We start from the raw sequence: 24,515 nt of genomic DNA on the forward strand, positions 1-24,515 counted from the left end.
ACTCTAATTTATCAGCTCACGTAGAGCAAAATTGATATATAAATTTTCATTGGTGCCTTTAATACTAAGTAGCCTTTCCTTATCAAGGTTAATTAAATCCGTAATATCAAAATGATCAAGTAATTTTTTAGCAAGAGGTTTTATGTCTTTACGAGGGATAGCCGAAAATAACATTACTTCAAGTAATTCGTAATCAGAAAAATGTTCTGCTCCAGCGGCAACGAAGCGTTCTTTTACTCTTTTACGGTGACCTATATAATGATGCGTATCTATTTCATCATTACTAAATTCTAACAAATTATTTTCTAACATTCTTTATGTTTATTCAAATTATAAATAAGTAAAATGTTGCTGATGTCATTCCTAGCTAAAAGCAGGAATCCAGTAATCTTTAATGTCATCCTAGCTAACTTGATCGCGGGATCTAGTCTTTTTAAATGCTTTTTGGATCCTGTGGTCAAGCCACGGGATGACACCGAGTGCGTTTTTTGATCCACGCAACAATGTCCCGCGGGAATGACATAGATAGCCATACAACAAAGTCAATTTTTACCCTACAGTTTAGTATGGAGGATAATCAAGTTTTTTAGGTGATAACGTAAATATTTCAAAACCGTCTTTAGTCACGCCTATAGTATGCTCAAATTGAGCCGATAATGATTTATCACGTGTAGTAACTGTCCATCCATCTAGTTTACTTAATATAGTGTCATAATTACCGGCATTTATCATAGGTTCAACGGTGAAAAACATCCCTTCTTCTAACGTTAGACCCGTGCCGCTGCGACCGTAATTTAATATTGATGGTTCGTCATGAAAAACTCTTCCGATACCGTGACCCGTATAATCTCTAACCACAGAATAATTATGTTTCTCGGCATAGCTTTGAATAGCATGTCCGATATCACCGAGTTTAGCACCGGGTCTAACTACTTCAATCCCTTTCATCATTGCATCATAAGTTACTTGAATAAGACGCTTTGGCTTAATTGCTACGTCACCGACATAATACATACGGCTAGTATCACCGTACCAACCGTCTAAAATTACCGTAACATCAATATTTACTATATCACCGTTTTTTAACGGTTTATCGTTTGGAATGCCGTGACAAACCACATGATTTATAGAAGTACAAATCGATTTCGGAAAGCCTTTGTAATTTAACGGTGCAGGAACGGCATTATGAGAAGTAATAAAATTATGACAAAGGCCATTTAAACTATTAGTAGTGACATTCGGTTTTACGTGATCAGTAATAAAATCGAGCGTCTCTGCAGCTAATTTTCCTGCTGCCCGCATCTTTATGAAATCTTTTCCCGTGTGGATTTTTATGGTCATGAATTTTGGTTACCTTTCCCTCAAAAAAAATATATTTTTCATAATACAAAATGGCTCTTTTAATGTAAATAACTTATCCTATTATTGAGAAGTGCTGTTATGTTACTTGATGTAGGTTTTGGATATTATATAATTGCTAATATAATTATTATTTAACATAATGGGTGTAGTTAGGTTATTATTTGCTCTTTCTGTTATGGCTGCACATTCAACTTCTCATCCATTGCTTAAATTTATAGGTACAACAATTGCAGTACAATCTTTTTTCATGATTTCCGGCTTTTATATGGCTATGATTCAGAGCAATTATACAAGCAAAATAAAATTTTGGAAACATAGATATTTAAGGCTTTATCCTACTTATATCTTTTGTATTTTAGTTACTTTCTTCTTGCAGCAAAAATTTTCTTTTTTAAGGCAATTGTGTAATCTTCCATTTCCGGCTGGTTTTTTTTATTGTTGCAAACCTAACAATGTTGTTGCAAGATGTAACAATGTTTATTGGAATTAATAATAATACAGTACATTTTACAAAATACTTTATTGACTCCACGCCTCCTCTTTATCAATTTTTGTTGATACCTCCTGGTTGATCAATTGGGTTAGAAATTTCTTTAATGGCACCTTGGATTCTAAAAAAGAAAAATATCTATATTTTATCCATAATTTGTATATCTTTAATTACTAGAATTATTCTTAGTTTAATGGATTTATAGGAGATTCTTGGTCTTATAGATTCTTTCCTTCTGAACTTGCAGTTTTCTTAATTGGTAGTCAAGCATTTTATATTTATACTAATCAAGAAATAAACGAAAAAAAGTCTTGGCTTAGTCAATTACTCTATTTATATATTATATTAATAATTATTACTTTTCCGTTTATCCCAATAGAGCCTCAACTAAAAAAATTACTTTTTTATTGTTTATTTGCTCTATCTTTAGGAAAAATATTTGACTTAACCAAAGATAATAAGTTAGACAAATTAATTGCTTTACTCTCTTACTCAATATATTGTTGTCATTTAATTGTCTTGTATAATATATTACCTGCTATTTCATATTTGGCTGATAATGGGATATTTCTTAATACGTTGGTTACTTTTATAACAGTAATAATTATTTCTTTATTGAAAAGCCTATAGAGTATTATAGAAAAAGATATAAAACTCATAATTTAGCTTAATATTTAAAACTATGCTATATTACATAAATAAAATTCTTTCAAGCAATAAGGTACAAGCGGTTATCTTAGGGATAATCGGGCTTGGGATTGTTACTGTTCTCACGTCATATAATATAGACGATCCGTCGTTTAACTCGGTCACAACAGAGTACCATAGTAATTTAGTCGGAATTTTTGGCTCTTATTTATCGGATTGTTTATATCAATTTTTTGGGTTGGCTGCTTTTATCATACCGCTTGCTTGCTTTGTTTGGGGGAGAAATTGTTGGTATGGAAGATATCGCGGCTCATTTATCCGTATGTTTGTAATGTTGCTTGCTCTCGTTAGCAGTAGCACATTATTATCTAAGATTAAGCTAGAATTCATACCGGCAAATGCAGGTGGAGCTATCGGAATAATAGCTTCTAATTTTTTTGAGCGATTTACAAATCAACTATACTTATTATTAATATTTTTTACCTTTATTATATTAGTTGTTTTATTTGAAATTAAATTTACTTCTTTAAGTAATTTTATTATTAAGCTAGGTAAATTTTTAATCTATCGGATACAATCTTTTTTACATAATGTATTTTCACGATTGTCGTCGATAAGATTATTCCCTACTAAAAACAATGATAAGATAAATATAACTTCTTCTTACCAAAAGCCTGTAAGTGAAAAAGTAAAATTTCCTAAAGAAGCGAGATCCGTACCTGCAAATCCTATAAAATTCTTTAGCAAACCTGTTAGCCCTAAAATATCTCAAAGCGAAATAGCAGAATTGCCGCCTATTTCGTTATTACGTGATCCTGAAAACCATCATGTAAAAGGAGCTTCTTCCTCAGAGCTTAAACAAAAGGCTGAAGAGTTATTAACCGTGCTGAATGATTTTGGAGTTAAAGGGCAGATAATTAATATCAATCAAGGACCGGTGGTAACTCAATATGAATTTGAGCCGGCAGCAGGCACGAAAACATCAAGGGTAGTAGGATTATCTGACGATATAGCACGCTCACTATCTGCTTTATCAACAAGGATAGCAGTCATACCCGGCAAAAACGTACTTGGTATTGAGCTTCCTAATAAGCAGCGTGAATTCTTTTGCTTAAAAGAACTTATAGAGACCCCAGAATACCAAGACAAATCAACTTTATTGCCGTTAGTCTTGGGTAAAGATTTAGCAGGTAAGCCGCTGATTGCCGATCTTGCTAAAATGCCTCATTTATTAGTAGCAGGAACCACCGGCTCAGGTAAATCCGTCGGTATTAATGCGATGATTGTGTCGCTCTTATACCGCTATACTCCCGAAGAATGTCGCTTTATCATGATTGATCCGAAAATGCTTGAATTATCGGCTTATGATGGAATACCGCATTTGCTAACTCCCGTGGTAACCGAGCCTTCTAAAGCGGTAGTTGCTCTTAAATGGGCAGTTAAGGAAATGGAAAACCGTTATAGAATGATGAGCAATATCGGTGTTAAGAATATCGCAGGTTATAATGCAAAAATCTTAGAAGCGGTTAAAGAGAAGAGAGTAATTGAGCGTTCGATTCAAACTGGTTTTGACCCTGAAACAGGTAAGCCTATTTACGAAACCGTTACAATGAACATGGAAAAACTGCCTTACATAGTGGTTATTGTTGATGAGATGGCTGATTTAATGCTAGTTGCCGGTAAGGATATTGAAATGCTGATTCAAAGGCTTGCTCAGATGGCAAGAGCGGCAGGCATCCATATTATTATGGCAACGCAAAGACCTTCTGTAGACGTTATTACTGGTGTCATTAAAGCCAATTTTCCAAGTCGTATTAGTTTTAAAGTTACCTCTAAAATCGATAGCCGAACGATTTTAGGAGAGCAAGGCTCCGAGCAGTTACTCGGTATGGGTGATATGTTATTTATGGGGAGTACTTCCAAGATAAGTAGGGTACACGGACCGTTTGTTAATGAAGCCGAAATTGAGCAAATTACGGAATATTTGAAAGAGAGCGGTACGCCTGAATATATCTCTGCCGTTACCGAGCAACCTGAAGAGGACGATAGTAGCATTGATATCGGTGACGGCACCTCTGATGAAGTACTTTACAAAAAAGCTGTGCAGATAGTGCGTTACGAACGCAAATCTTCCATTAGCTATATCCAAAGGTCGCTTAGAATTGGCTATAACAAAGCTGCCAACTTAGTTGAGAAGATGGAGAAAGAGGGAATAGTCTCACCACCGAATCATACAGGTAAAAGAGAGATATTATTGCCTGAGAGGTAGGGTATTTTTTCGTCATGCGCTACGCAGCCGTAGGTGTTGTTGCATGGCTCTTATGTTATTCCTGCGAAAGCAGGAATCCAAGAAAAAAGTATAGATACAGTAAATTTTTGAAATTCAAAGCTCGATTTATCTTGCTTTATGCGCTGGATTTCTGCTTTCGCAGGAATAATATATACATAAAAATATCATCCTAAAATTATTAATTATAATAGACATATTAAAAAAGTTGCGTTAGAATTATAACACTTTTTAATTGATTTAATTTTTATTAAGGTTTACATATGGCGAATATTTCTCCAAAATTATTTCAAAAAGCAATACAACAAGGTCTTAAAGCCGCTTTATTCACCACCTCAACCGCAGCGATAATGCTGAGTAGTAGTGGGGCACTCGGTGTTGCTGCAGGTGTTATTGCTACTAATAATGATGCAGCATTTAGTAATAATGCTGCTGCCAATAATTGGAATGAGATAACGGCTGGAGGGGTAGCTAATGGTACTCCTGCTGGCGGTCCTCAAAACAATTGGGCATTTACTTACGGTGGTGATTATACTATCACTGCAGATGTAGTCGATCGTATTATTACGGCTATAAATGTTGCGGGTACTACTCCCGTAGGTCTAAATATTGCTCAAAATACCGTCGTTGGTTCGATTATAACGGGAGGTAACTTGTTGCCTGTTACTATTACTGCCGGCAAAAGCTTAACTTTAAACGGTACTAATGCTGTTGCTGCAAATCATGGTTTTGATGCTCCTGCCGATAATTATACAGGTTTAGGAAATATAACTTTAGGGGGAGTGAATGCTGAACTAATTATACAATCTGCAACCCCGGCAAAGATAACACTTGCAGGAAATATAGATGGAGGAGGTATAATAACTGTCAAGACAGATGCTGCCATTAACGGAACAATAGGTAATACAAATTCATTAGCCACGATAAATGTAGGAGCAGGTACAGTCACGTTAGGGGGAGCGGTTATTAAAGCTACTACGACTAAATTAACAGATGCTGCGTCGGTATTAACCCTTACAAATGCAAATGCAGTATTAACAGGTGCGATTGATAACACCACAGGCGGTGATAATGTAGGTGTCTTAAATTTAAATGGTGCATTAAGTCAAGTAAGCGGGAATATAGGTAATACAAATTCATTAGCCACGATAAGTGTAGGAGCAGGTAAAGCCACGTTAGGGGGAGCGGTTATTAAAGCTACTACGACTAAATTAACAGATGCTGCGTCGGTATTAACCCTTACAAATGCAAATGCAGTATTAACAGGTGCGATTGATAACACCACAGGCGGTGATAATGTAGGTGTCTTAAATTTAAATGGTGCATTAAGTCAAGTAAGTGGGAATATAGGTAATACAAATTCATTAGCCACGATAAGTGTAGGAGCAGGTAAAGCCACGTTAGGGGGAGCGGTTATTAAAGCTACTACGACTAAATTAACAGATGCTGCGTCGGTATTAACCCTTACAAATGCAAATGCAGTATTAACAGGTGCGATTGATAACACCACAGGCGGTGATAATGTAGGTGTCTTAAATTTAAATGGTGCATTAAGTCAAGTAAGCGGGAATATAGGTAATACAAATTCATTAGCCACGATAAGTGTAGGAGCAGGTAAAGCCACGTTAGGGGGAGCGGTTATTAAAGCTACTACGACTAAATTAACAGATGCTGCGTCAGCAGTGACATTTACGAATCCTGTAGTGGTGACCGGAGCGATAGATAATACCGGTAATGCAAATAATGGTATAGCAACGTTTACTGGTAATAGTACAGTAACTGGCAATATAGGTAATACGGCAGCATTAGCAACAGTGAATGTAGGAGCAGGTTTGCTACAAGTACAAGGCGGAGTGGTAAAAGCGAATGCAATAAACTTAACGGATAATGCGTCAGCAGTGACATTTACGAATCCTGTAGTGGTGACCGGAGCGATAGATAATACCGGTAATGCAAATAATGGTATAGCAACGTTTACCGGTAATAGTACAGTAACTGGCAATATAGGTAATACGGCAGCATTAGCAACAGTGAATGTAGGAGCAGAAATAACATTAAAAGCTGAAGGAAGCCTAGCTGCGAATAATATAGATTTTGGAGCCAGGAGTACTTTAGAGTTTAACGGACCTCTTGATGGTGGTGGTAACACAATCCCTTATTATTTTAAAGGAGCTATAGCAAACGGCAATAACGCTATATTAAATGTTAATACAAAGTCACTTACGGCATATCATTCAACTATAGGAACAGTTGCAGAAATCAATATTGGAGCCGGTAATCTTTTTGCAATTGATGCAAGTGCTGGTGATGTTACTATATTAAATGCTCAAGATATTAATTTTGGAGTTCTAGATTCTGCTTTAGTACTTTCTAACTTAACCGGAGTCGGAGTAAAAAATATATTATTAGCAGCTGATTTAGTAGCTCCCGGTGCTGATGAAGGTAATGTAGTCTTTGATGGTGGGGTTAATGGCCTGAATATTGGGAGTAATGTAGCAGGTACCGCTAGAAATATCGGTGATGGAGGCGGTAATAAATTTAACACTTTACTTATTTATAATGCCGTTACAATAACTGACGATGTAAATTTAGAAGGTATACAGAACGTGCGTATTAACAATAATGCAGATTTTACTAGTAGTACAGCATTTAATGCTGGTATTATACAAATAAACGATGCTACTTATACGATTGATGCAAATAATGGTAATTTAAATATACCGGCAGGAAATATTCAATTTGCACATGCGGATGCTCAATTAATATTACAAAATAGTTCAGGAAACGACCGTACGATCACACTAGGTGCGAATATAGACCCTGATAATGACAATGAGGGTGTAGTAATATTAAATTCTGTAACTGCAGGAAAAAAATTAACGATAGCCGGAGGCAAGACGTTTGGTGGAGCTCATAAGTTACAAACTATAGTTTTCAAAGGAGCGGGAGATTGCAGTGCGGCAGGTACCACTTTTAATACAACAAATATAGAGCTTGATATTACAGGTAAATTAGAACTTGGAGCTACTAAGGCAAATGTAGTTTTATTTAATGATGCTGTTCAATTAACTCAAACCGGTCATATTGGCGGTTTCTTAGATTTTAATGCAAAAAACGGTACGGTAACATTAAATAACAATGTAAGTGTTGCGGGAGCAGTCCAAAATACCGGCTGTACTAATAACGGTACGTTAATAGTTTTAGGTGCAAGTAATCTTAATAGAGTAAACGGGATTGCTATGTTAAAAGTAGGTGCAGGAAATGTAACTATTGCCAAAGGCGGTAACGTTAAAATCGGCGAAATCCAAGGTACAGGCACAAATACTTTAACATTACCTGCAAACTTTAACTTAACAGGCAGCATAAATAAAACCGGTGGTCAGGCTTTGAAGCTAAACTTCACGAATGGCGGTAGTGTTAGCGGTGTTGTAGGGACTGCGGCTAATTCGGTTGGTGATATCACAACGGCAGGTGCTACAAGTTTTGCAAGCAGTGTTAACGCAAAAGGTACAGCGACACTTGGCGGTACTACAAGTTTTGCCAATACATTCACTAATACAGGTGCGGTTACTTTAGCCAAAGGTTCTATCACTAGTTTTGCTAAAAATATAACAGCTACCAGCTTTGTAGCTAACAGTGCTACTATTAATTTCGGCAATAGCCTAGCCTTTAATAGTAATATAACAGGTAGCGGTACTACACTTACTTTAGGTGCAAATCACGTAACATATACTGGCACCGGTAGCTTTACCGATACGCTAACCTTAAATACTACTTTTGATGGAGCAGCTAAGTCAGGTGGTAATATCTTAATTAAATCAGGTAGTACTCTTGATTTATCAGGGGTTTCAACTTTAGCACTTGTTGTTACTGCTACTAATTTCGACATGAATAATATAAGCCCAGATACAAAATATACGGTAATATCTGCAGAAACAGCAGGTGATTTAAAGCCTACTCCTAAAGAGAATGTTAAAATAACTATTAATAATGACAACCGTTTTGTTGACTTTACTTTTGATGCATCGACTTTAACGTTATTTGTAGAGGATATAGCTGCAGATGTGATAGATGAAGATTTTGCACCGGGTGGACCGCTTGCAAATATCCCAAATGCTGCAAATATAAAGAAATCGCTTGAGTTAATGGAGGATGCTCCCAATGGTTCAGATGCACGTCAAGCTTTCAATAACTTTGGTCTAATGACACCGCTACAGGAAGCAGATGCTACAACTCATCTCATGCAAGATGTTGTAAAACCTAGTGATACTATAGCTGCCGTTAATAATCAAGTTGTAGCGAGTAATATATCAAGTAATATAACTGCTCTAAATGCTAGAATGGATAAAGTACAAGTAGCGAATAAAGGTCCTGTTTCTTCCGGTGATGAAGATATGGATGCTAAGTTTGGTGCGTGGATAAGCCCGTTTGTCGGTAATGCAACGCAGAAGATGTGTAACAATATAAGTGGTTATAAGTCTGATACAACTGGTGGCATTATAGGTTTTGACGGCTTCGTTAGCGATGATCTAGCACTCGGACTTGCATATACAAGATCCGATACGGACATTAAGCTAAAAAATAATAAAACGGGCGATAAGAATAAGGTAGAGAGCAACATCTATTCTTTATACGGTTTATATAATGTACCTTATGAAAATCTCTTCGTTGAAGCTATAGCATCTTACTCAGATAATAAGATAAGAAGCAAATCAAGACGTGTTATTGCAACGGCACTAGAGACTGTCGGTTATCAAACTGCAAACGGTAAGTATAAATCCGAAAGCTATACAGGTCAGTTAATGGCTGGTTATACCTATATGATGCCTGAGAACATTAACTTAACACCGCTAGCTGGGCTTAGATATTCGACTATCAAAGATAAGGGCTATAAGGAAACCGGTACTACTTACCAAAATCTTACCGTTAAAGGCAAGAACTATAATACTTTCGACGGTTTACTCGGTGCTAAAGTATCAAGTAATATCAATGTCAATGAAATAGTGCTAACACCTGAGTTTTACGCAATGGTCGATTATGCATTCAAGAATAAAGTTTCGGCGATTGATGCAAGATTACAAGGTATGACTGCTCCTCTCCCAACCAACAGCTTTAAGCAAAGCAAAACAAGTTTTGATGTCGGTGTCGGTGTTACTGCTAAGCATAAAATGATGGAATACGGGATTAACTACGATACCAATATCGGAAGTAAGTATTTCGCTCAGCAAGGTAGTGTAAAAGTTCGTGTTAATTTTTAATTAACCGTTCTATAATCATAAAAAAAGCCTATATAGTTTGACTATATAGGCTTTTTTGCTTTATAATGTAGTCTTGAGAAACGTCATTGCGAGGAGCAAAGCGACGTGGCAATCTCGTCAAATATCCTGAGATTGCTTCGTCACTTACTTCGTAATTTCCTTGCAATGACGATAAAAACTTAAATAAAAAATTATGTTAGATAATATTAGAAAAACTGCCGATAGTTTTATAATGCGGGTTTTATTCGCAATGATAGCTTTTGCTTTTGTCGGCTTTGGTATTAAAGATGTATTAAATGGAAGAAGAAGCGGCGATATTGTTACTTTTTCTCATGTGAAAAATATCTCCCAGGAAGATTTTTTGAGAGCAAAATCTTTAGAAATTAATTCTATAAGTAAGCAAACGGGAACAAGTTTAACAGATGAAGAAATAGCACAGTTAAATATTGATAACCGAATCCTAAAAAGGCTTGTTTACGATAATGTCTTAGATTATTTAGTGAGTTATTATGACTTAGATCTCAGTGATGATACAGTTAAAATTTTAGTTAAAGAATCACCGGTTTTTAAAAATGAGCAAGGTGTTTTCAATATAAAAATTTTTAAAACTTATTTTAGAAATTCTTATATGGATGAAGAAAAATATTTATTAAACTTCAAAGAAAAAGCTCTAAAAAATATTTTTGTTGGTACTTTTATAGAAAGTTTCTATGTTCCTAAAGCTATGACTGACAATATAGTAGATTATATGGCTGAAAAAAGAGAAGTAGAATTAATACAAATAGATTTACAAAATAAACCGAAAGATTTACAAATCCCTACTCCTACCGGTCAGCAATTAAAGGATTTTTACCAAGATAATAAAACCGCGTTTGAGGTACCTGAGAAACGCAGCTTTTCTTATATTAAAGCTAATATTAAGGATTTAAAAGTCTCAGTTACTCAAGATGAGTTGTTAGAATTTTATAATGAAAATAAAGATGAATTCGGTGATCAAAGTTTTGAAGCGGTACAAAAACAATTACATGATTTATTAAAGGCTCAAAAAATTGACATACTTAATATGGAGTTTGCTAAAAAGCTGGAAGATGAGACGGCAGCCGGTTCTAGCTTAGTTGAAATTGCCGAAAAATATAAGCTACCGATACAAAACGTTAACTATATCAGTTATGCAGAGCTTATTGAAGATAAAATAATTGCTGAAAATGCCGATAGTATTTTTGAGCTTTCGGAAGGTGAATTATCTTATCCTATAGAAACAGAGGATAAAAGCTATCTTATATTGGTAGAATTAAAATCTATTCAGCCGGCAAAAATACCTGAATTTGATGCTATTAAAGAGCAGGTAAATAAAGCTTGGATAAAGCGGAATATTGCAGATGTAAACTTAAAAATTATCAAGGATTTAGCAAAGGAATATAATTCAGATCAAGAGAACATAAAAGAGCTTAAAGCTACCGGAATAAAAATAAGCAAAAAAAGCTATATTAGATCCGAAATGGAAAATGATCTAACACTAACTCCTGAAATATTATTATCAATTTTTAATACTACAATAGGAAGTAATACGCCTGTATTTCAAGTAGGTGATGAAGTATATTTTGCACATATTAAATCTAGCAGTGTCGATGAATTAACAGCTAAAAATATTCATGTCAATTCAGAAAAAAATATAATATATAATATTAAAAATTCTGTAATTGATGAGCTAATTAACTACACAATCATTCAGAATGATATGCAGGTAAAAGCTAATTTTAGTAAGTAGCGAAATCCATCAGGTCATACCGTATCGTCATTGCGAGGAAATTACGAAGTAATTGACTAAGCAATCTCAGGATCTTTAATGAGATTGCCACGCAGCCTATGGCTGCTCGCAATGACGATAAAATAAGCCGCACATTATAAACAAAAAAAAAACTATGAGCTTTAAAGATTTACCGGAGTTTTTAAAATTTTTAGAAAAAAACGGTGAGTTAAAGCGTATTGCTCTTGAGGTTAAAACTAACTTAGAAATTACTGAAATTAGTAGAAGAGTATTAGCACAAGGCGGACCTGCATTACTTTTTGAAAATGTTATAAAAGTCGACGGCATTAAGTCCGACATACCTGTTCTAACTAATCTTTATGCTAGTATAAATCGTATTTGTATGGGGCTTAAACTTAAGTCACCCAAAGAATTAAGAGAACTTGGCGTTTTACTAGCATTCCTTAAACAGCCGCAACCTCCCGCATCTTTTAAAGACACATTGTCAATGTTACCGCTTGCTAAGCGTATATTTGCTATGTCTCCTAAAACCGTATCAAAAGCAGCTTGTCATGAAATCGTCATTGACAAACCGAATATCAATATATTGCCGATCCAAAGATGTTGGCCGGATGATATTTCTCCTTTAATTACTTGGGGTATAGTATTTACTAGAGGTCCAACAAAAGATAAAATCGATAATTACAACCTTGGCATATATAGAATGCAGGTTATTTCAGAAAATAAGCTATTGATGCGTTGGTTAAAGTTACGGGGCGGAGCAGAGCATCATAAACGTTGGAAAGAAGCAAAAAAAGAACCTTTTCCTACTGCTATCGTTATCGGGGCAAATCCAGCGGTAACTTTGGCAGCAGTTATGCCGATACCTGAGAATATCTCGGAGTATAATTTTGCTGGTTTACTCGGTAATAAAAAAGTAGAGTTGGTACAATGCAAAACTATTGACCTCAAAGTACCTGCACATAGTGAAATAGTGCTGGAAGGCTATGTAAGTTTAGAGGAGTATTTACCTGAAGGTCCTTTTGGGGATCACACCGGATATTATAATGATGTTGAGGAATTTCCTGTATTTACGGTTACCGCAATAACGATGAAGAAAAATCCAGTATATTTAAGCACCTATACAGGAGCACCGCCTGATGAGCCATCAATCTTAGGTGAAGCATTAAATGAAATTTTTATTCCTATATTGCAGCAACAATTTCCGGAAATAGTCGATTTTTGGCTTCCACCTGAAGGTTGTTCATATAGAGTTGCGGTAGTATCGATTAAAAAATCCTATCCCGGTCATGCTAAAAGAATAATGCTTGGGATTTGGTCTTACTTACGGCACTTTATGTATAGTAAGTTTATTATAGTTGTAGATGACGATATTGATGTTCGTAATTGGCAAGAAGTAATTTGGGCAATAGCAACAAGAAGCGACCCAAGGCGTGATACGAGCTTTATAGATAATTCCCCGATAGATTATTTGGATTTTGCATCTCCTGAGTCAGGCCTTGGTAGTAAAATGGGAATAGATGCAACCGATAAAATATACCCTGAGACAAATAGAAAATGGGGTAAAAAAATAGAAATGAGTCAGGAAGTTATCGACAAGGTTAATAGTATGTGGAATAGTTTAAAGATATAAGGTATACTCGTTTAATTTGAAAAATTGGCGTCGTTGTTTCATATTTTTTGATCCTCACGTACTAGTATGTACGCTGCGGTCCAAAAATATGAAACGCCTTGCTCTTTTCCAAATTAAACTTCGTCTACTGTTTATATTAATTGTTAATTTTTTGAAATATCTTGGCACTAAATATGTATAACATCCCGCACGAGACGATAAGTAATAATTTCAAAGAAATTGCCGATAAATATCAAGAGCTTATTTCGCATTTCATGCAAGGTAGGGGGAGTATGATTCCTAGGAGCCTAATTGATAGTGATAAAAACAGAATTATAGCCTCTTTAATGGTAGAACAATTTTGGGCAAATCCTGAAAAATTTTGTCAGCTTAATATTGAATATATTGATAAGTTAAGAGAGCTTACAGCGAATAGCTTTGCAAAATTTGTCGGTAGTCCGGCAAAAGCGGTATTTTCTCCGGATAATCGAGATAAAAGATTTAAAGATTTTTCATGTGAGGATAATGCTTATTTTGACTTTGTTAAACAATATTATTTACTATCTAGCGAGTGGCTTAAGAAGAATATAGAACAGTATGAGCTGTCAAATGATCTCAAGCAACATTTAGAGTTTGCAACTAAACATTTTATCGACGCGTTTTCACCTTCAAATTTTGCTTTTTGTAATCCAAAAGTTTTGCGTGAGACATTAGAAAGTGGCAGGCAAAATTTAGTACAAGGGCTAGAAAATTTCTTAAGAGATATAAAAAGTTCAGGTGATATATTAAATATTAAAACTACCGATAAATCTGCTTTTAAACTCGGTAAAAATATTGCGGCGACAAAAGGAAAAGTTATATTCCAAAATGATTTAATGCAATTAATATGTTATGAGCCGAAAGAGAAAGTGCATAAGAGTCCGCCATGTATAAATAAATATTATATACTCGATTTATCTCCGCATAATTCTTTAGTATTTTTCTTAGTAGAAAATAATTTTCAAGTTTTTCTTATTGCATGAGTTAATCCTGATATCTCTCTATCAGAAAAGGCTTCGAGGATTATTTCAAAGACGGTATTTTAGCACCTTTTGAGTATGTTAGAAATCTTGGTTTTGAGAAAATTGATTTTGTCGGATATTGCATGGGAGGTACATTCCTTGCTATAATTATTGCCTACTTCAAAGCAAAAAAATAGATTCCGTTCATAGTGTTACTTTCTTTACTACTTTGCTTGATTATACTCATCCAGGCGAGCTTGGAATATTTTTTAATGAAGCTACGATTAACTACATTAAGGAAGATATAAAACTAAAAGGCTATTTTGATGGGTAATATTTATCAAATAGCTTTAGTTTACTAAGGGCTAATGATTTAATTTGGACGTTTGTTGTCAATAATTACTTACTCGGTAAAAAACTGATGCCTTTTGATTTGCTATATTGGAATGCGGATCCTACTAACTTGCCGGCAAAAATGTATTAGGAATATTTACAAAATACATTGCAATAACTTGCTAAAAGAGTCTAATAATTTAGAGGTACTCGGAACAAAAATAGCTCTTGGAAAAGTTGATTGTAACTCTTTTTTCGTAGCCGTAAAAGAAGATCATATAGCTCCATGGCGTTCAATATATGATGGAGTAAAATTATTAAACGGACATAAGATTTTTTGTTTCACGGATTCAGGGCATGTAGCAGGTGTAGTTAACCCTCCCGCTAGTGCTAAATATCGGTTTAATGACGACTTAAGTTTAAGTAGTCATGAGTGGCTTATGAAAGCTACGGAATATAAAGGCTCATGGTGGAATTATTGGCTTATAAAAAATAATGATAATAAGCTAGTAGATTCTTTAGATTATCAGAACCTAGAGGCTATTGAAGAAGCTCCAGGAAATTACGTAAGGAAGTAGGTGTTGTTTGTGGGGATACTAAATCGTCATTGCGAGCAGCCATAGGCTGCGTGGCAATCTCATGAGATTGCTTCGTCAATTACTTTGTAATTTTCCTCGCAATGACGGAAAAGCCGATCTATGCAACGCCTAAAATATAAATAAGTCATGAAGAGAAAAAATAATAAATTTATAGAAATATCTATTGCCTTTATCTTGGGAATTGCTTTAGGTATTTATGGACAGAATCCGGATTATTTTACTAATCTAATAAGTCAAAAATCATTAGCTTTATCTACTCTGCAAATAAAGCATTACAATATTTCAGAGCTTTCAAGAAGTAAAGTTAGTACATGTTTTATTCCGCCTGCCGGTTGTACTAAGTTTATAGCCAATCAGATAGATAAAGCTGAAGAATCTATTTATATGCAGGCATACGGTATGAGCGATGCGTTAATTACTACTGTACTTATTAATGCACAAGCGCGAGGAGTAAAGGTTAGAATATTGCTTGATCGTAGTAATTTAAAGCAAAAATTTTCTAAATTACATGAATTACAACGAGCAAAAATTGATGTAGGTATAGATAAAGTACCAGGAATCGCTCATAATAAAGTTATAATTATTGATAAAAAGAAAGTAATAACCGGTTCGTTTAATTTCACGGCTGCTGCCGATAAACGTAATGCTGAAAATGTAATTATTATAGAAGATCAGGAGCTAGCAGAATCTTATTTACAAAATTGGTTAAACAGAAAGGCGAGCAACTTATAGGAGATTCCCACTATCTCATTCCTGCGAAAGCAGGCATCTAGTAGCTAAAAGATATAAATAGATTTTAAACATTTTTGATGACATTCACTAGCTTGTTTGAAATCTTTAGAAGTTGCTGCTTCTTTAGTAGTATTCAAAATAGTATTAACATTATTTTGTATAATTTCGGAATTTTTCTTAAGCAAAGATTGCATGCTTTCTGTAGCAATTTGGTTAGTTATTAAAAGAATATTCATAGCTCTTTGCATTGTATTTGTGATAGATGCAAGATCTACACTAGGGATATTTTTCATAGAACTCATATAAAATTCTGGATTCATATAGGATTTCATTAAATCTAAAAATTGTGTATTATTTCACATTATTCATTCTCCTAAAAAATTTTTTATGTTTTATAGGTTACGTATATGTAAACATAAACCCTCAATTCATGCTAACATTTATAAAATTATGAGTCAATAATTGTTAGCATTAAGAATAATATTAAAAATAGTTAAGTTTTTATAAATGTTAGATACATCAATTCAAGCATTAATAAATAAGTGGCAAAAATACCTCGTTTTGCAAAGAAATTACTCTAATCATACAGCAATTTCTTATAATAATGACCTTAAGCATTTTCTTGAGTTTATGAATTATTATAATTCAGAGCTTGTAACGATAAATCATATTAAAACCGCAGATATAAGATTAATCCGAAGTTGGCTTGCAAAACGTAACTGTGATAATTTTACCGCTTCTTCAATTTCACGTGGTTTATCTGCAGTAAAAAATTTTTATAGGTTTTTAGAGAAAACAACACAATTAAATAGTCATATAATTTTTTCTATAAAATCTCCTAAAAAGACTAAATTGTTACCAAAAGCTTTATCGGAAGATGATGTAGTAATATCACTTGAACATATTGAAGAATACGGGAATGTTAAATGGGTAGAACTTAGAAATAAAGCCCTACTTGTCCTTATATATGCTTCAGGTCTACGTATATCGGAAGCATTATCAATTACGAAACTTCATCTACAAAATCTAGAATTTATAAGAATAATAGGTAAAGGTAGTAAAGAAAGAATAATTCCGTGGTTACCGATTGCTAAAAATTTAATTACCCAATATTTAGAAATATTGCCATATAAGTTAGGTGATAATGAACCCATATTTAGAGGAAAGCAGGGTAAGAAATTGCAACCACCGGTATTTAATCGTGAATTAATTAAATTAAAGCATTTTTATGGTTTACCGCAGCATTTAACTGCTCATTCATTTAGACATAGTTTTGCTTCACATTTGCTTGAGCATGGTGCAGATTTACGCTCTCTTCAAGAGCTATTAGGTCATAAAAGTCTATCTACTACACAAAACTATACTAAAACAAGTATAAAGCATTTAGAAGCTGTCTATACTACCGCATATCCAATTAAAAAATAAAATATATTAATATTCATAATCTTCTTGCATTAATTTTAAGTTATATATTATTTTAAAAATCTTATAAACATAATATATTAAAGTTAATATTGAGATGTTAATATGCTAGAAACACCTAAATTACCTATGGGATATAAACCTTCTCAAGATGAAGAATATATGTGTCCTAATCACCTAGAATATTTTAGACAAAAACTTTTAAGATGGAAAGAGGATTTATTAAAGGAATCTCAAGAGACTTTAAATAATTTAAAGGAAGAAAATTTAAAAGAATCCGATCTTAACGATTGTGCTACTCATGAAACAGAAAGAGCTTTTGAGCTTCGTAGTAGAAATAGATATTGTAAATTAATGAGTAAAATAGAAGAAGCATTATCACGTATTAAAAATGGGGAATATGGTTACTGTGAAGAAACAGGCGACCCAATAGGTATAAAAAGATTAGAAGCACGACCTATTGCTGCATTATGTATTGAAGCTCAAGAGCGTCATGAAAATTATGAGAGAAGTCATTTGGATGAGCCTAGGAATTAAGTAGTTAGGTAATTTATGTGCGTGGATCGCAGGAATCCAAAAACATTTAATGCCACCCCGTGGCTTGACCACGGGGTCTAGAAAAACAAATTATTATATTAATAATTTTAGTATTTTTAACTAGATTCCGCGATCAAGTCGCGGAATGACAATAATTCATTTTTGCAGGCATGACACTTGAACATCTAAAACCTAAAGAAGTTAGAGCATTTACTGTTTCAAATAAAGGTAATCCCATAACATTTGAATATGAGCCGGAAATAAATGAGATAAAAGCTTCTGCATAACCGGAAATTTTACATCCGCCTGCTTTATCTATTCCCTCATCCAAAGAACAATAAAAATTAATCTCTTCCTCACTTAATTTTTTGAACTTAACAATAGTCTGAACTATTTTTTGTCTAACTGTAAGCTGATCATTCTCTTTTTTGATAATACATAAACCGGTATAGACACGATGACGACGCCCGGATAACATCTTAATACAATTCTTGACTTCTTCATAAGTAGTAGCTTTCGGCAATATTCTTCTACCTACTGCCGCTACGGTATCGGCAGCTATAATTATAGCTGATTCCTCTATTTGAGATGCAATTTTTATAGCTTTTTCGTAAGCAAGTCTCATGGCTAAGGGAGCGGGTAATTCACGCAAATTAGGTGTTTCGTCTATATCTGCCGGAATAATTTGTGAAGGGATAATTTTGATTCTGTTTAGTAACTCAATTCTTGCAGGAGAGCTTGATGCTAATATAATCGGTAGGTTTTTTCTGTTCTGCTTCATACTTATAAAGACTAGTGACGATGAATCACACGACCCTTAGTTAAATCATAAGGAGTCATTTCTACCATCACTTTATCTCCTAGTAATATTCTGATACGATTTTTACGCATCCTACCGGAAGTATGAGCAATAATTACATGATCATTCTCAAGCTTTACTCTGAAAGTAGCATTAGGTAAAAGTTCAAGTACTGTACCTGTAAACTGAATGAGGTCGTCTTTTGACATTATAATTTATGTTTTTATGGTCGGGGCGGAGAGATTCGAACTCCCGACCCTCTGGTCCCAAACCAGATGCGCTACCAGGCTGCGCTACGCCCCGATAATTAATTATGTCTATACTATATACTCTATTATTCGTAGCAAATCAATTTGTTTATGTAAAAATTTATAGATTTTACCTAGAAAAAGTGGTTTTGTTAGGTTCTAAGCGTCATTGTGTCAGTCCTGTGGCTTTGTTGTATGGCCCTTATGTTCATGCCCGTGGAAGCGGGAATCCAGTCTTTTTTGCTGTCATACTGTGACTTGACCCCGATCTTGTATAACAGACTGTGTCCTGAGGTCCCGCAATCAAGTTGCGGGATGACATTAAAGATTACTGGATTCCTGCTTTCGCAGGAATGATATAAGAGGTACAAAAATTAATAAAGTTTTGCGGTTTTCACTAAGAAGCTAAAATAGATAGGTTTTACCCTTGTATTTCTTAAGTTTTATATACGATTTACCGAATTTCTATAAAAAGTACATAAAGTTTAATTTATTTCAAGCAAGAAAAAGTAATCATAAGTTAGAAAAATTAAGCCCAAATTTAGGAGATATTATGTCAAGTCAACGATAAAAAATTTAATACAAAAAGGCATGTTTGCATCAATTGCGGCATTGATGCTTGCTAGCACTAGTGCCCTTGGTACTGCTAACCGAATCGTAACAGTAGGGGGGGCTCAGTAGCTGATGGTAGTGCTTTTGGCGGAGGAGCATATGTACCAGGTTCATTTGTAATCCTTGGCGAAGTAAATAATTTTACTGCAGATGTGCCAGCAATTCCTGCTATATATTTAGATACCTTTAATAATGCAACAATGACTGTGCCAAATAACATAACTCTTGGACCGGTTATACCTGTTGATCTTACTAAAGAAAATGTCGGGCGCGTTGTAGATGTCCCTAACGCTATAAACATCACTTTAACAGGTACGCCAGTTACAAATGCACAAGCACTTGCAACGGTTCCTCCTTTCGCTCCAGGACCAGGAGAAGCACCAGGGAATACTTACTATTTTAACAGCTTTAATTTTAACGATTTAGCTAGTACTTTGATTTTTCAGGCTACATCACTTTTTCCTCCTACTGGTGATAATAGAATCGCCTTTATCTCAGGTCCAGGTAGTATAGTAACTTCTGTTCAAGGCCAGGCAGATCTTACATTACAGATTGACACTGACTTTCAATTTAAACAGCCAAGTTGGATTAAGGCAAAAACTTTTAATAGTGCAAATAATCAGCTACTTAATTTTGCTACTGATACTTCACCAGCCTCAGGTCTTTACGTTAATGAAGTTATGGATATACAACCTATAGAAAATAGTATCAAGTTCGGCGGCCAAAATGCTACTTATGACGTAAGTAATGAATCGCCAAATGCTGAAGAATTTGTGGCTAGCTTCAGCCTAGTTCCAGCAAATGATGTAGATGATCAATTAAGAGTACACGTGGCTTCCGGTAGCCGAGAAATTGCACTTAATGCAGATAGCAGTAATGGAACAGGAGGGACAATTTAACACAACAGTTATTACAGGACATACTGATTTTAAAGGGTCTGCAGGTACGGTTAACGTTAATGATACCGGTACTTTAGCAGCAGTGACAAGTAGTGCAGCAACTAACAGTAATTTAGTATTTTTAGGAGGCGGTAACGTTACCGGAATCATAAATAATATTGGAGCAATTACTGTTAATGCAGCAGGTAATAAAACGGTTATCTTGCAAAAAAGTATATCCGCTACTTCTTTAACACTTGGTAACAATGCTGTGGCGAATTTACAAGACTCGCTTACAACAAGCGGTAACGTGGATTTTACCAATGGCGGTGTTTTAGAGTTTTCGGGAGCAAATCCTGCAGGTTATTTACTTAACAGCCAAATCAAAAACGGGAACACAGGAACATTAAACGTTTATACTACCGGTACTACTTTAACGGCTACTGATTCAAGTATAGGTATGGTAAACACAATTAATATCGGGCAGGGAAATGCAGTTGCAGCATTTACGATAGATGTATCTAACAAGGCTTTAACGCTAGGAAGTGCTATTAATTTGAATAATACTAAATCCGTATTTGGTTTAACTACTAGCAAAAATCAACAAGTTACCTTTATGAATAGTGTCGATGGTTTTGCTGGTGGAGGCGGTAGCGTCAATTTAAGTAGTACTTCTAGTACTATACCTAATAACAATGTGTTAACTTTGCAGGGTAATTTGGGTAATGAAACTCTTGGCACAAAGGCAAATCCCCTTGCTGTTATAAATGTTAGTGGTAATGTCGGCGTTGTTGGTACTAATGCTACGTTAGGTACAAATGGACTTGATGTGAGTAATACAGCAGTGCTTAATATTGCTGCTGGTGGGGTTTTTGCCGATGCATCACTTACCTCGGCTAAGATTGCCAAAATTAATATCGGTGAGGTTAATGCTGGACCAGCCGTTTATGCCCTTGATGCATTAAACGGTGATTTTCCATTAGATGCACCAGGTGTTACATTCGTGAATCCCGCATCTGTTTTAAAGTTAATGACTACCGTAGCTAGTGGCAAGAACAGTACTATAGAGTTAACAGGTAATATAGAGCAAGTTGTTCCAAATACCGGTGTAGTTGAGATAAATGCAAGAAATACTAATACCAAGTTAACAATAGATGGTATGGCTAATAAGTATGCTATCGGAACAAAAGCAAATCCGGTGAGTAAAGTACAACTTACAGGGTACGGAACACTGGTAATAACTGCTCTTAATACCCCAAATATCGACGTATCCGTTGCAAAAGTTGCTATAGGATCAGTTTGGATCAAATGTTTTTTTCTCGACTCCTTCCGGTCCTATTAATAGCGAGCTTGGGGCTGTAAAGATTGACGGTAATATGAATTGCCAAAATAATGCCGGTACCGCAATATTTGCTAGTGATATAGAAAATAATATAACATCAGCTATTACCGGTAATATAACAAGTACCGGAGGTACTAACGGTACTATAGGTACAGTTGACGGTAACGGAAACTCAACGAATACAATTACGAACCTTGCAATGTTAAAAGCAGGTGTTGACAACAGCACTGTTACGATTAACGCCGGCGGTAATATGTCAATTGCTGAAATCCAAGGAACCGGCACGGGTAATATAGTGTTTACTCAAGTAACTAATTTAACCGGTAGTATTAACATCACATGTGGTAAAGCTGTGGATTTAATGTTTACCGGTCCAAGCAGCGTTAGTGGAGCTATAGGTAGCAGTACTTCAAAAGTGGGTGATATAACTATTAGCGGTGATGTATTAAATTGTACCGAAGGTATTAATGCAGGATATGTAATATTAATAAATGGTGGCGACATAAAATTTAAGGGAACAACGAATAGTTTAGATATTTCTGAAGGATCAAGCTTTTCTCTTTTTGCTTTTAAATCCTGAGGATAGAGCATGGTAATTTTTGATGAATTTACCGCTATTACTTATTCCGGTAGTATAGGTACTAAAGGAATGGTCGATATAGTTCAAATAGACGGGGGTGATGTTACAATTCAAGGTACCGTGAAAACAGGCTCGATTTCATTTACTACTGCTCAGTCTGCAACTTTAAGCCTTAATAATACAAGTATAATAAATGAATCAATTACGACCACAGGTAATAAAATCCATACTCTTGCAATATCAAATGATTTAACAACTGGAGCTAGCGGTAGTGGTTCAGTAGGTTCAGACTCAAATCACCTTAAAACCGTTCAGTTCAACGGTGTAGACAGTAAAATCACAATCGATAGCGCAGATTTTTACTCGAGTATAACAACCAAGACTTAATAATCAAGGTACGGCAATATTTAACGCTAATAATGGTTTGACCGATGATTTAGGCGGTGAGAATTTAAACCTTAAACTAGTTCAGTAGTAATAAAGGCACAGTAAAAGGGGATAGCTATGCTAAAGATATTACTATTGATGCCGGTAAATCAGCGGTATTTACCGGTTATAACAGTAGAAGTTTAGACATTTCGTCAGCCACGGTCGGCGGTGTTAAAGTGCCAAGAGCAACAACAAAATTTCATTACAAAACAAAAATCGTTTCAGAGAACTTCAAAGGGAGCAGCAGCAACTCTTCAGCGGAATACACTAATGCTGCACTTGTACAAGCACCGATTAACTGCGGTAGTCATAAATTCGATGATGATGTATGGTTACAAAAAGTGGTAATAGGCACTAATGCTATTACTTTTGCACCGAAGAAAACCGCTTTTATTGCATCGGATTTAGGAGCAAATACTATAAGTTGCCGATCAAGCAACAATGATGTTTACCTGTGATAATACTAGCGTAAATGTCGGGGGCAATATCTCAGGAAGTAATATAACTTTCGATCTTGGTAATAATAAAGTTACTTATACAGGCTCTGCTACTCCTACCGGTGAGCTTATTATAAATGTCTTCTATGATACTATAAATGCAGGGCAAACAGGCAATGCTAATAGCGGTCAAGTAGTTGGGGGTTATAATGATCTATGGAAAGAAACTTCATTTGCACCGATGGCAGGAATCAGGCTTACTAAGATTAAAGATTCCGGTTATCAGGAATACGGTACTTCTTTCCAAAACCTAACTATTCAGAAACGTCAATATAACAAGGTTGAAGGTATACTCGGCGGTGAAATTAAGACAACCTACTATAAGGATGAATTCATAATTAGACCGCAAATTCATGCCTTTATTAATTACGATTTCAAAGGTAAAACACCGGCAATCGTTGCAGATCTTAACAGTCTTAATGAGCCTCTACCGGTACCGCCACCTAAACCTACTAAAATGCTATATGATTTAGGGGCAGGTGCAGTAATTAAGAAGGGTAGAATGGAGTACGGAGTGCATTACAGTCGGAACTTAGCTAAAAAATACCATGCCCAGTTCGGTACGCTAAGACTTAAAGTAAACTTCTAAAAACCCGCATCAATTAAGAATAAGGATTTTAAAATCCTTATTCTTAATTACACACCGAATAGCGGATTACTATATAATCAGCTGTTTGCATAAAATTAAATAATAAGTTGAATTTATATAAGGATTATTATATTAATATTTGTAATTATTTTTCAGGAACTGCGATAGTTTTTATGGTAATTGCATGTAGTTTTTTATTTAATATTTCAGACAGGGCGTTTTTTACTAATTTATGTTGATTAATTAAAGAAAGTCCATTAAATTGAACGTCTGATATTTCTAAGGCATAATGGTCTTGATCGCCTACTAAATCAGTAATTTTCATTGTACTGTTCGGAAATGATTCTTTAAGTATTTTTTCTAACTCTTCTACAGATATTGCCATTATTTTATCAATATTAATTTAAGTATTAATTAAGGTTTTTTTGCTTAAAGTAAAGCTTTATGTGAATTTTTATTATAGAATTTTAAACATTCATTGATAAAATCGAC

22 protein-coding genes, 1 tRNA gene and 1 pseudogene are annotated in these 24,515 nt (G+C 34.9%); 17 read left to right on the plus strand and 7 right to left on the minus strand.

Annotated elements, in window-relative coordinates:
• Positions 1 to 3 precede the first annotated feature (3 nt).
• Both C4Q30_RS04715 and map read right to left on the minus strand, forming a co-directional pair.
• Positions 4 to 312 carry a UPF0758 domain-containing protein gene (locus C4Q30_RS04715; RefSeq protein ID WP_103897361.1) on the minus strand — a complete coding sequence of 103 codons (309 nt, stop codon included), beginning with the start codon at positions 310 to 312 and terminating at the stop codon, positions 4 to 6.
• A 249-nt stretch (positions 313 to 561) separates the two neighbouring features.
• Entirely contained in the window at positions 562 to 1,341 is a 780-nt protein-coding gene (gene map / locus C4Q30_RS04725; protein ID WP_010977838.1) for a type I methionyl aminopeptidase, read from the minus strand.
• Between the two features lie 196 nt (positions 1,342 to 1,537).
• On the opposite strand from map, the gene C4Q30_RS10710 reads away from it, so the two are divergent.
• The 8 genes from C4Q30_RS10710 to pld all read left to right on the plus strand — a co-directional run bounded on the left by C4Q30_RS10710 (position 1,538) and on the right by pld (position 16,090).
• Entirely contained in the window at positions 1,538 to 1,852 is a 315-nt protein-coding gene (locus C4Q30_RS10710; RefSeq protein ID WP_410525783.1) for an acyltransferase family protein, read from the plus strand.
• A 682-nt stretch (positions 1,853 to 2,534) separates the two neighbouring features.
• Complete coding sequence (locus C4Q30_RS04735) at positions 2,535 to 4,769, plus strand: DNA translocase FtsK (protein ID WP_103897363.1); 2,235 nt, start codon at positions 2,535 to 2,537, stop codon at positions 4,767 to 4,769.
• 281 nt (positions 4,770 to 5,050) lie between these two features.
• Positions 5,051 to 10,045, plus strand: a complete 4,995-nt coding sequence (locus tag C4Q30_RS04740) for an autotransporter outer membrane beta-barrel domain-containing protein (protein WP_103897364.1) — start codon at positions 5,051 to 5,053, stop codon at positions 10,043 to 10,045.
• 193 nt (positions 10,046 to 10,238) lie between these two features.
• Positions 10,239 to 11,813, plus strand: a complete 1,575-nt coding sequence (locus C4Q30_RS04745) for a SurA N-terminal domain-containing protein (RefSeq protein WP_103897365.1) — start codon at positions 10,239 to 10,241, stop codon at positions 11,811 to 11,813.
• A gap of 154 nt (positions 11,814 to 11,967) precedes the next feature.
• Complete coding sequence (locus C4Q30_RS04750; protein ID WP_103897366.1) at positions 11,968 to 13,446, plus strand: UbiD family decarboxylase; 1,479 nt, start codon at positions 11,968 to 11,970, stop codon at positions 13,444 to 13,446.
• A 173-nt stretch (positions 13,447 to 13,619) separates the two neighbouring features.
• Positions 13,620 to 14,447: a poly(3-hydroxyalkanoate) synthetase gene (locus C4Q30_RS04755; protein WP_103897367.1), complete on the plus strand. Its 828-nt coding sequence runs from the start codon at positions 13,620 to 13,622 to the stop codon at positions 14,445 to 14,447.
• Between the two features lie 491 nt (positions 14,448 to 14,938).
• Positions 14,939 to 15,337: a hypothetical protein gene (locus C4Q30_RS09695; protein ID WP_245207479.1), complete on the plus strand. Its 399-nt coding sequence runs from the start codon at positions 14,939 to 14,941 to the stop codon at positions 15,335 to 15,337.
• Between the two features lie 147 nt (positions 15,338 to 15,484).
• Entirely contained in the window at positions 15,485 to 16,090 is a 606-nt protein-coding gene (gene pld / locus C4Q30_RS04765) for a phospholipase D (RefSeq protein ID WP_103897368.1), read from the plus strand.
• A gap of 44 nt (positions 16,091 to 16,134) precedes the next feature.
• On the opposite strand, the gene C4Q30_RS04770 is transcribed toward pld, so the two are convergent.
• Positions 16,135 to 16,410 carry a phasin family protein gene (locus C4Q30_RS04770; RefSeq protein ID WP_014411110.1) on the minus strand — a complete coding sequence of 92 codons (276 nt, stop codon included), beginning with the start codon at positions 16,408 to 16,410 and terminating at the stop codon, positions 16,135 to 16,137.
• A gap of 187 nt (positions 16,411 to 16,597) precedes the next feature.
• Between C4Q30_RS04770 and C4Q30_RS04775 the strand changes: the two genes are divergently transcribed.
• Together C4Q30_RS04775 and dksA are read left to right on the plus strand one after the other, a co-directional pair.
• Complete coding sequence (locus C4Q30_RS04775; protein WP_014014843.1) at positions 16,598 to 17,515, plus strand: tyrosine recombinase XerC; 918 nt, start codon at positions 16,598 to 16,600, stop codon at positions 17,513 to 17,515.
• 102 nt (positions 17,516 to 17,617) lie between these two features.
• Entirely contained in the window at positions 17,618 to 18,049 is a 432-nt protein-coding gene (dksA, locus tag C4Q30_RS04780; protein ID WP_014014842.1) for an RNA polymerase-binding protein DksA, read from the plus strand.
• 133 nt (positions 18,050 to 18,182) lie between these two features.
• Here dksA and C4Q30_RS04785 read toward each other — a convergent pair whose 3' ends face one another.
• The 3 genes from C4Q30_RS04785 to C4Q30_RS04795 form a co-directional block, all read right to left on the minus strand.
• Entirely contained in the window at positions 18,183 to 18,830 is a 648-nt protein-coding gene (locus C4Q30_RS04785; RefSeq protein WP_103897369.1) for a Maf family protein, read from the minus strand.
• Between the two features lie 11 nt (positions 18,831 to 18,841).
• Entirely contained in the window at positions 18,842 to 19,057 is a 216-nt protein-coding gene (gene infA, locus C4Q30_RS04790; RefSeq protein WP_010977828.1) for a translation initiation factor IF-1, read from the minus strand.
• A gap of 17 nt (positions 19,058 to 19,074) precedes the next feature.
• Positions 19,075 to 19,151, minus strand: a tRNA-Pro gene (locus tag C4Q30_RS04795).
• A gap of 560 nt (positions 19,152 to 19,711) precedes the next feature.
• On the opposite strand from C4Q30_RS04795, the pseudogene C4Q30_RS10490 reads away from it, so the two are divergent.
• From C4Q30_RS10490 to C4Q30_RS04840, 7 genes and pseudogenes are all read left to right on the plus strand, one after another.
• Positions 19,712 to 19,955 (plus strand): annotated as a pseudogene (locus C4Q30_RS10490) (cell surface protein).
• A 187-nt stretch (positions 19,956 to 20,142) separates the two neighbouring features.
• Positions 20,143 to 20,607, plus strand: coding sequence for a hypothetical protein (locus tag C4Q30_RS10495; RefSeq protein WP_342447536.1), 465 nt, complete (start codon positions 20,143 to 20,145; stop codon positions 20,605 to 20,607).
• Positions 20,570 to 21,928 carry a hypothetical protein gene (locus C4Q30_RS09705; protein WP_245207481.1) on the plus strand — a complete coding sequence of 453 codons (1,359 nt, stop codon included), beginning with the start codon at positions 20,570 to 20,572 and terminating at the stop codon, positions 21,926 to 21,928. The genes C4Q30_RS10495 and C4Q30_RS09705 overlap by 38 nt, the downstream gene beginning before the upstream one ends.
• Positions 21,929 to 21,962: 34 nt before the next feature.
• Positions 21,963 to 22,508, plus strand: a complete 546-nt coding sequence (locus C4Q30_RS09710; protein ID WP_245207482.1) for a hypothetical protein — start codon at positions 21,963 to 21,965, stop codon at positions 22,506 to 22,508.
• Between the two features lie 9 nt (positions 22,509 to 22,517).
• Positions 22,518 to 22,895, plus strand: a complete 378-nt coding sequence (locus C4Q30_RS04830) for a hypothetical protein (protein WP_245207483.1) — start codon at positions 22,518 to 22,520, stop codon at positions 22,893 to 22,895.
• 218 nt (positions 22,896 to 23,113) lie between these two features.
• Positions 23,114 to 23,395, plus strand: a complete 282-nt coding sequence (locus tag C4Q30_RS04835; RefSeq protein WP_103897370.1) for a hypothetical protein — start codon at positions 23,114 to 23,116, stop codon at positions 23,393 to 23,395.
• Positions 23,382 to 24,023: an autotransporter outer membrane beta-barrel domain-containing protein gene (locus C4Q30_RS04840; protein WP_245207566.1), complete on the plus strand. Its 642-nt coding sequence runs from the start codon at positions 23,382 to 23,384 to the stop codon at positions 24,021 to 24,023. The genes C4Q30_RS04835 and C4Q30_RS04840 overlap by 14 nt, the downstream gene beginning before the upstream one ends.
• A 145-nt stretch (positions 24,024 to 24,168) precedes the next feature.
• Here the strand turns inward: C4Q30_RS04840 and C4Q30_RS04845 are convergent, their stop codons facing one another.
• On the minus strand, positions 24,169 to 24,408 hold the full coding sequence (locus tag C4Q30_RS04845) for a BolA/IbaG family iron-sulfur metabolism protein (RefSeq protein ID WP_012151363.1): 240 nt from the start codon (positions 24,406 to 24,408) through the stop codon (positions 24,169 to 24,171).
• Positions 24,409 to 24,515: the final 107 nt, after the last annotated feature.

It is taken from the genome of Rickettsia fournieri, assembly GCF_900243065.1.
In the GTDB taxonomy this organism is placed as follows: Bacteria; Pseudomonadota; Alphaproteobacteria; order Rickettsiales; family Rickettsiaceae; genus Rickettsia; species Rickettsia rickettsii.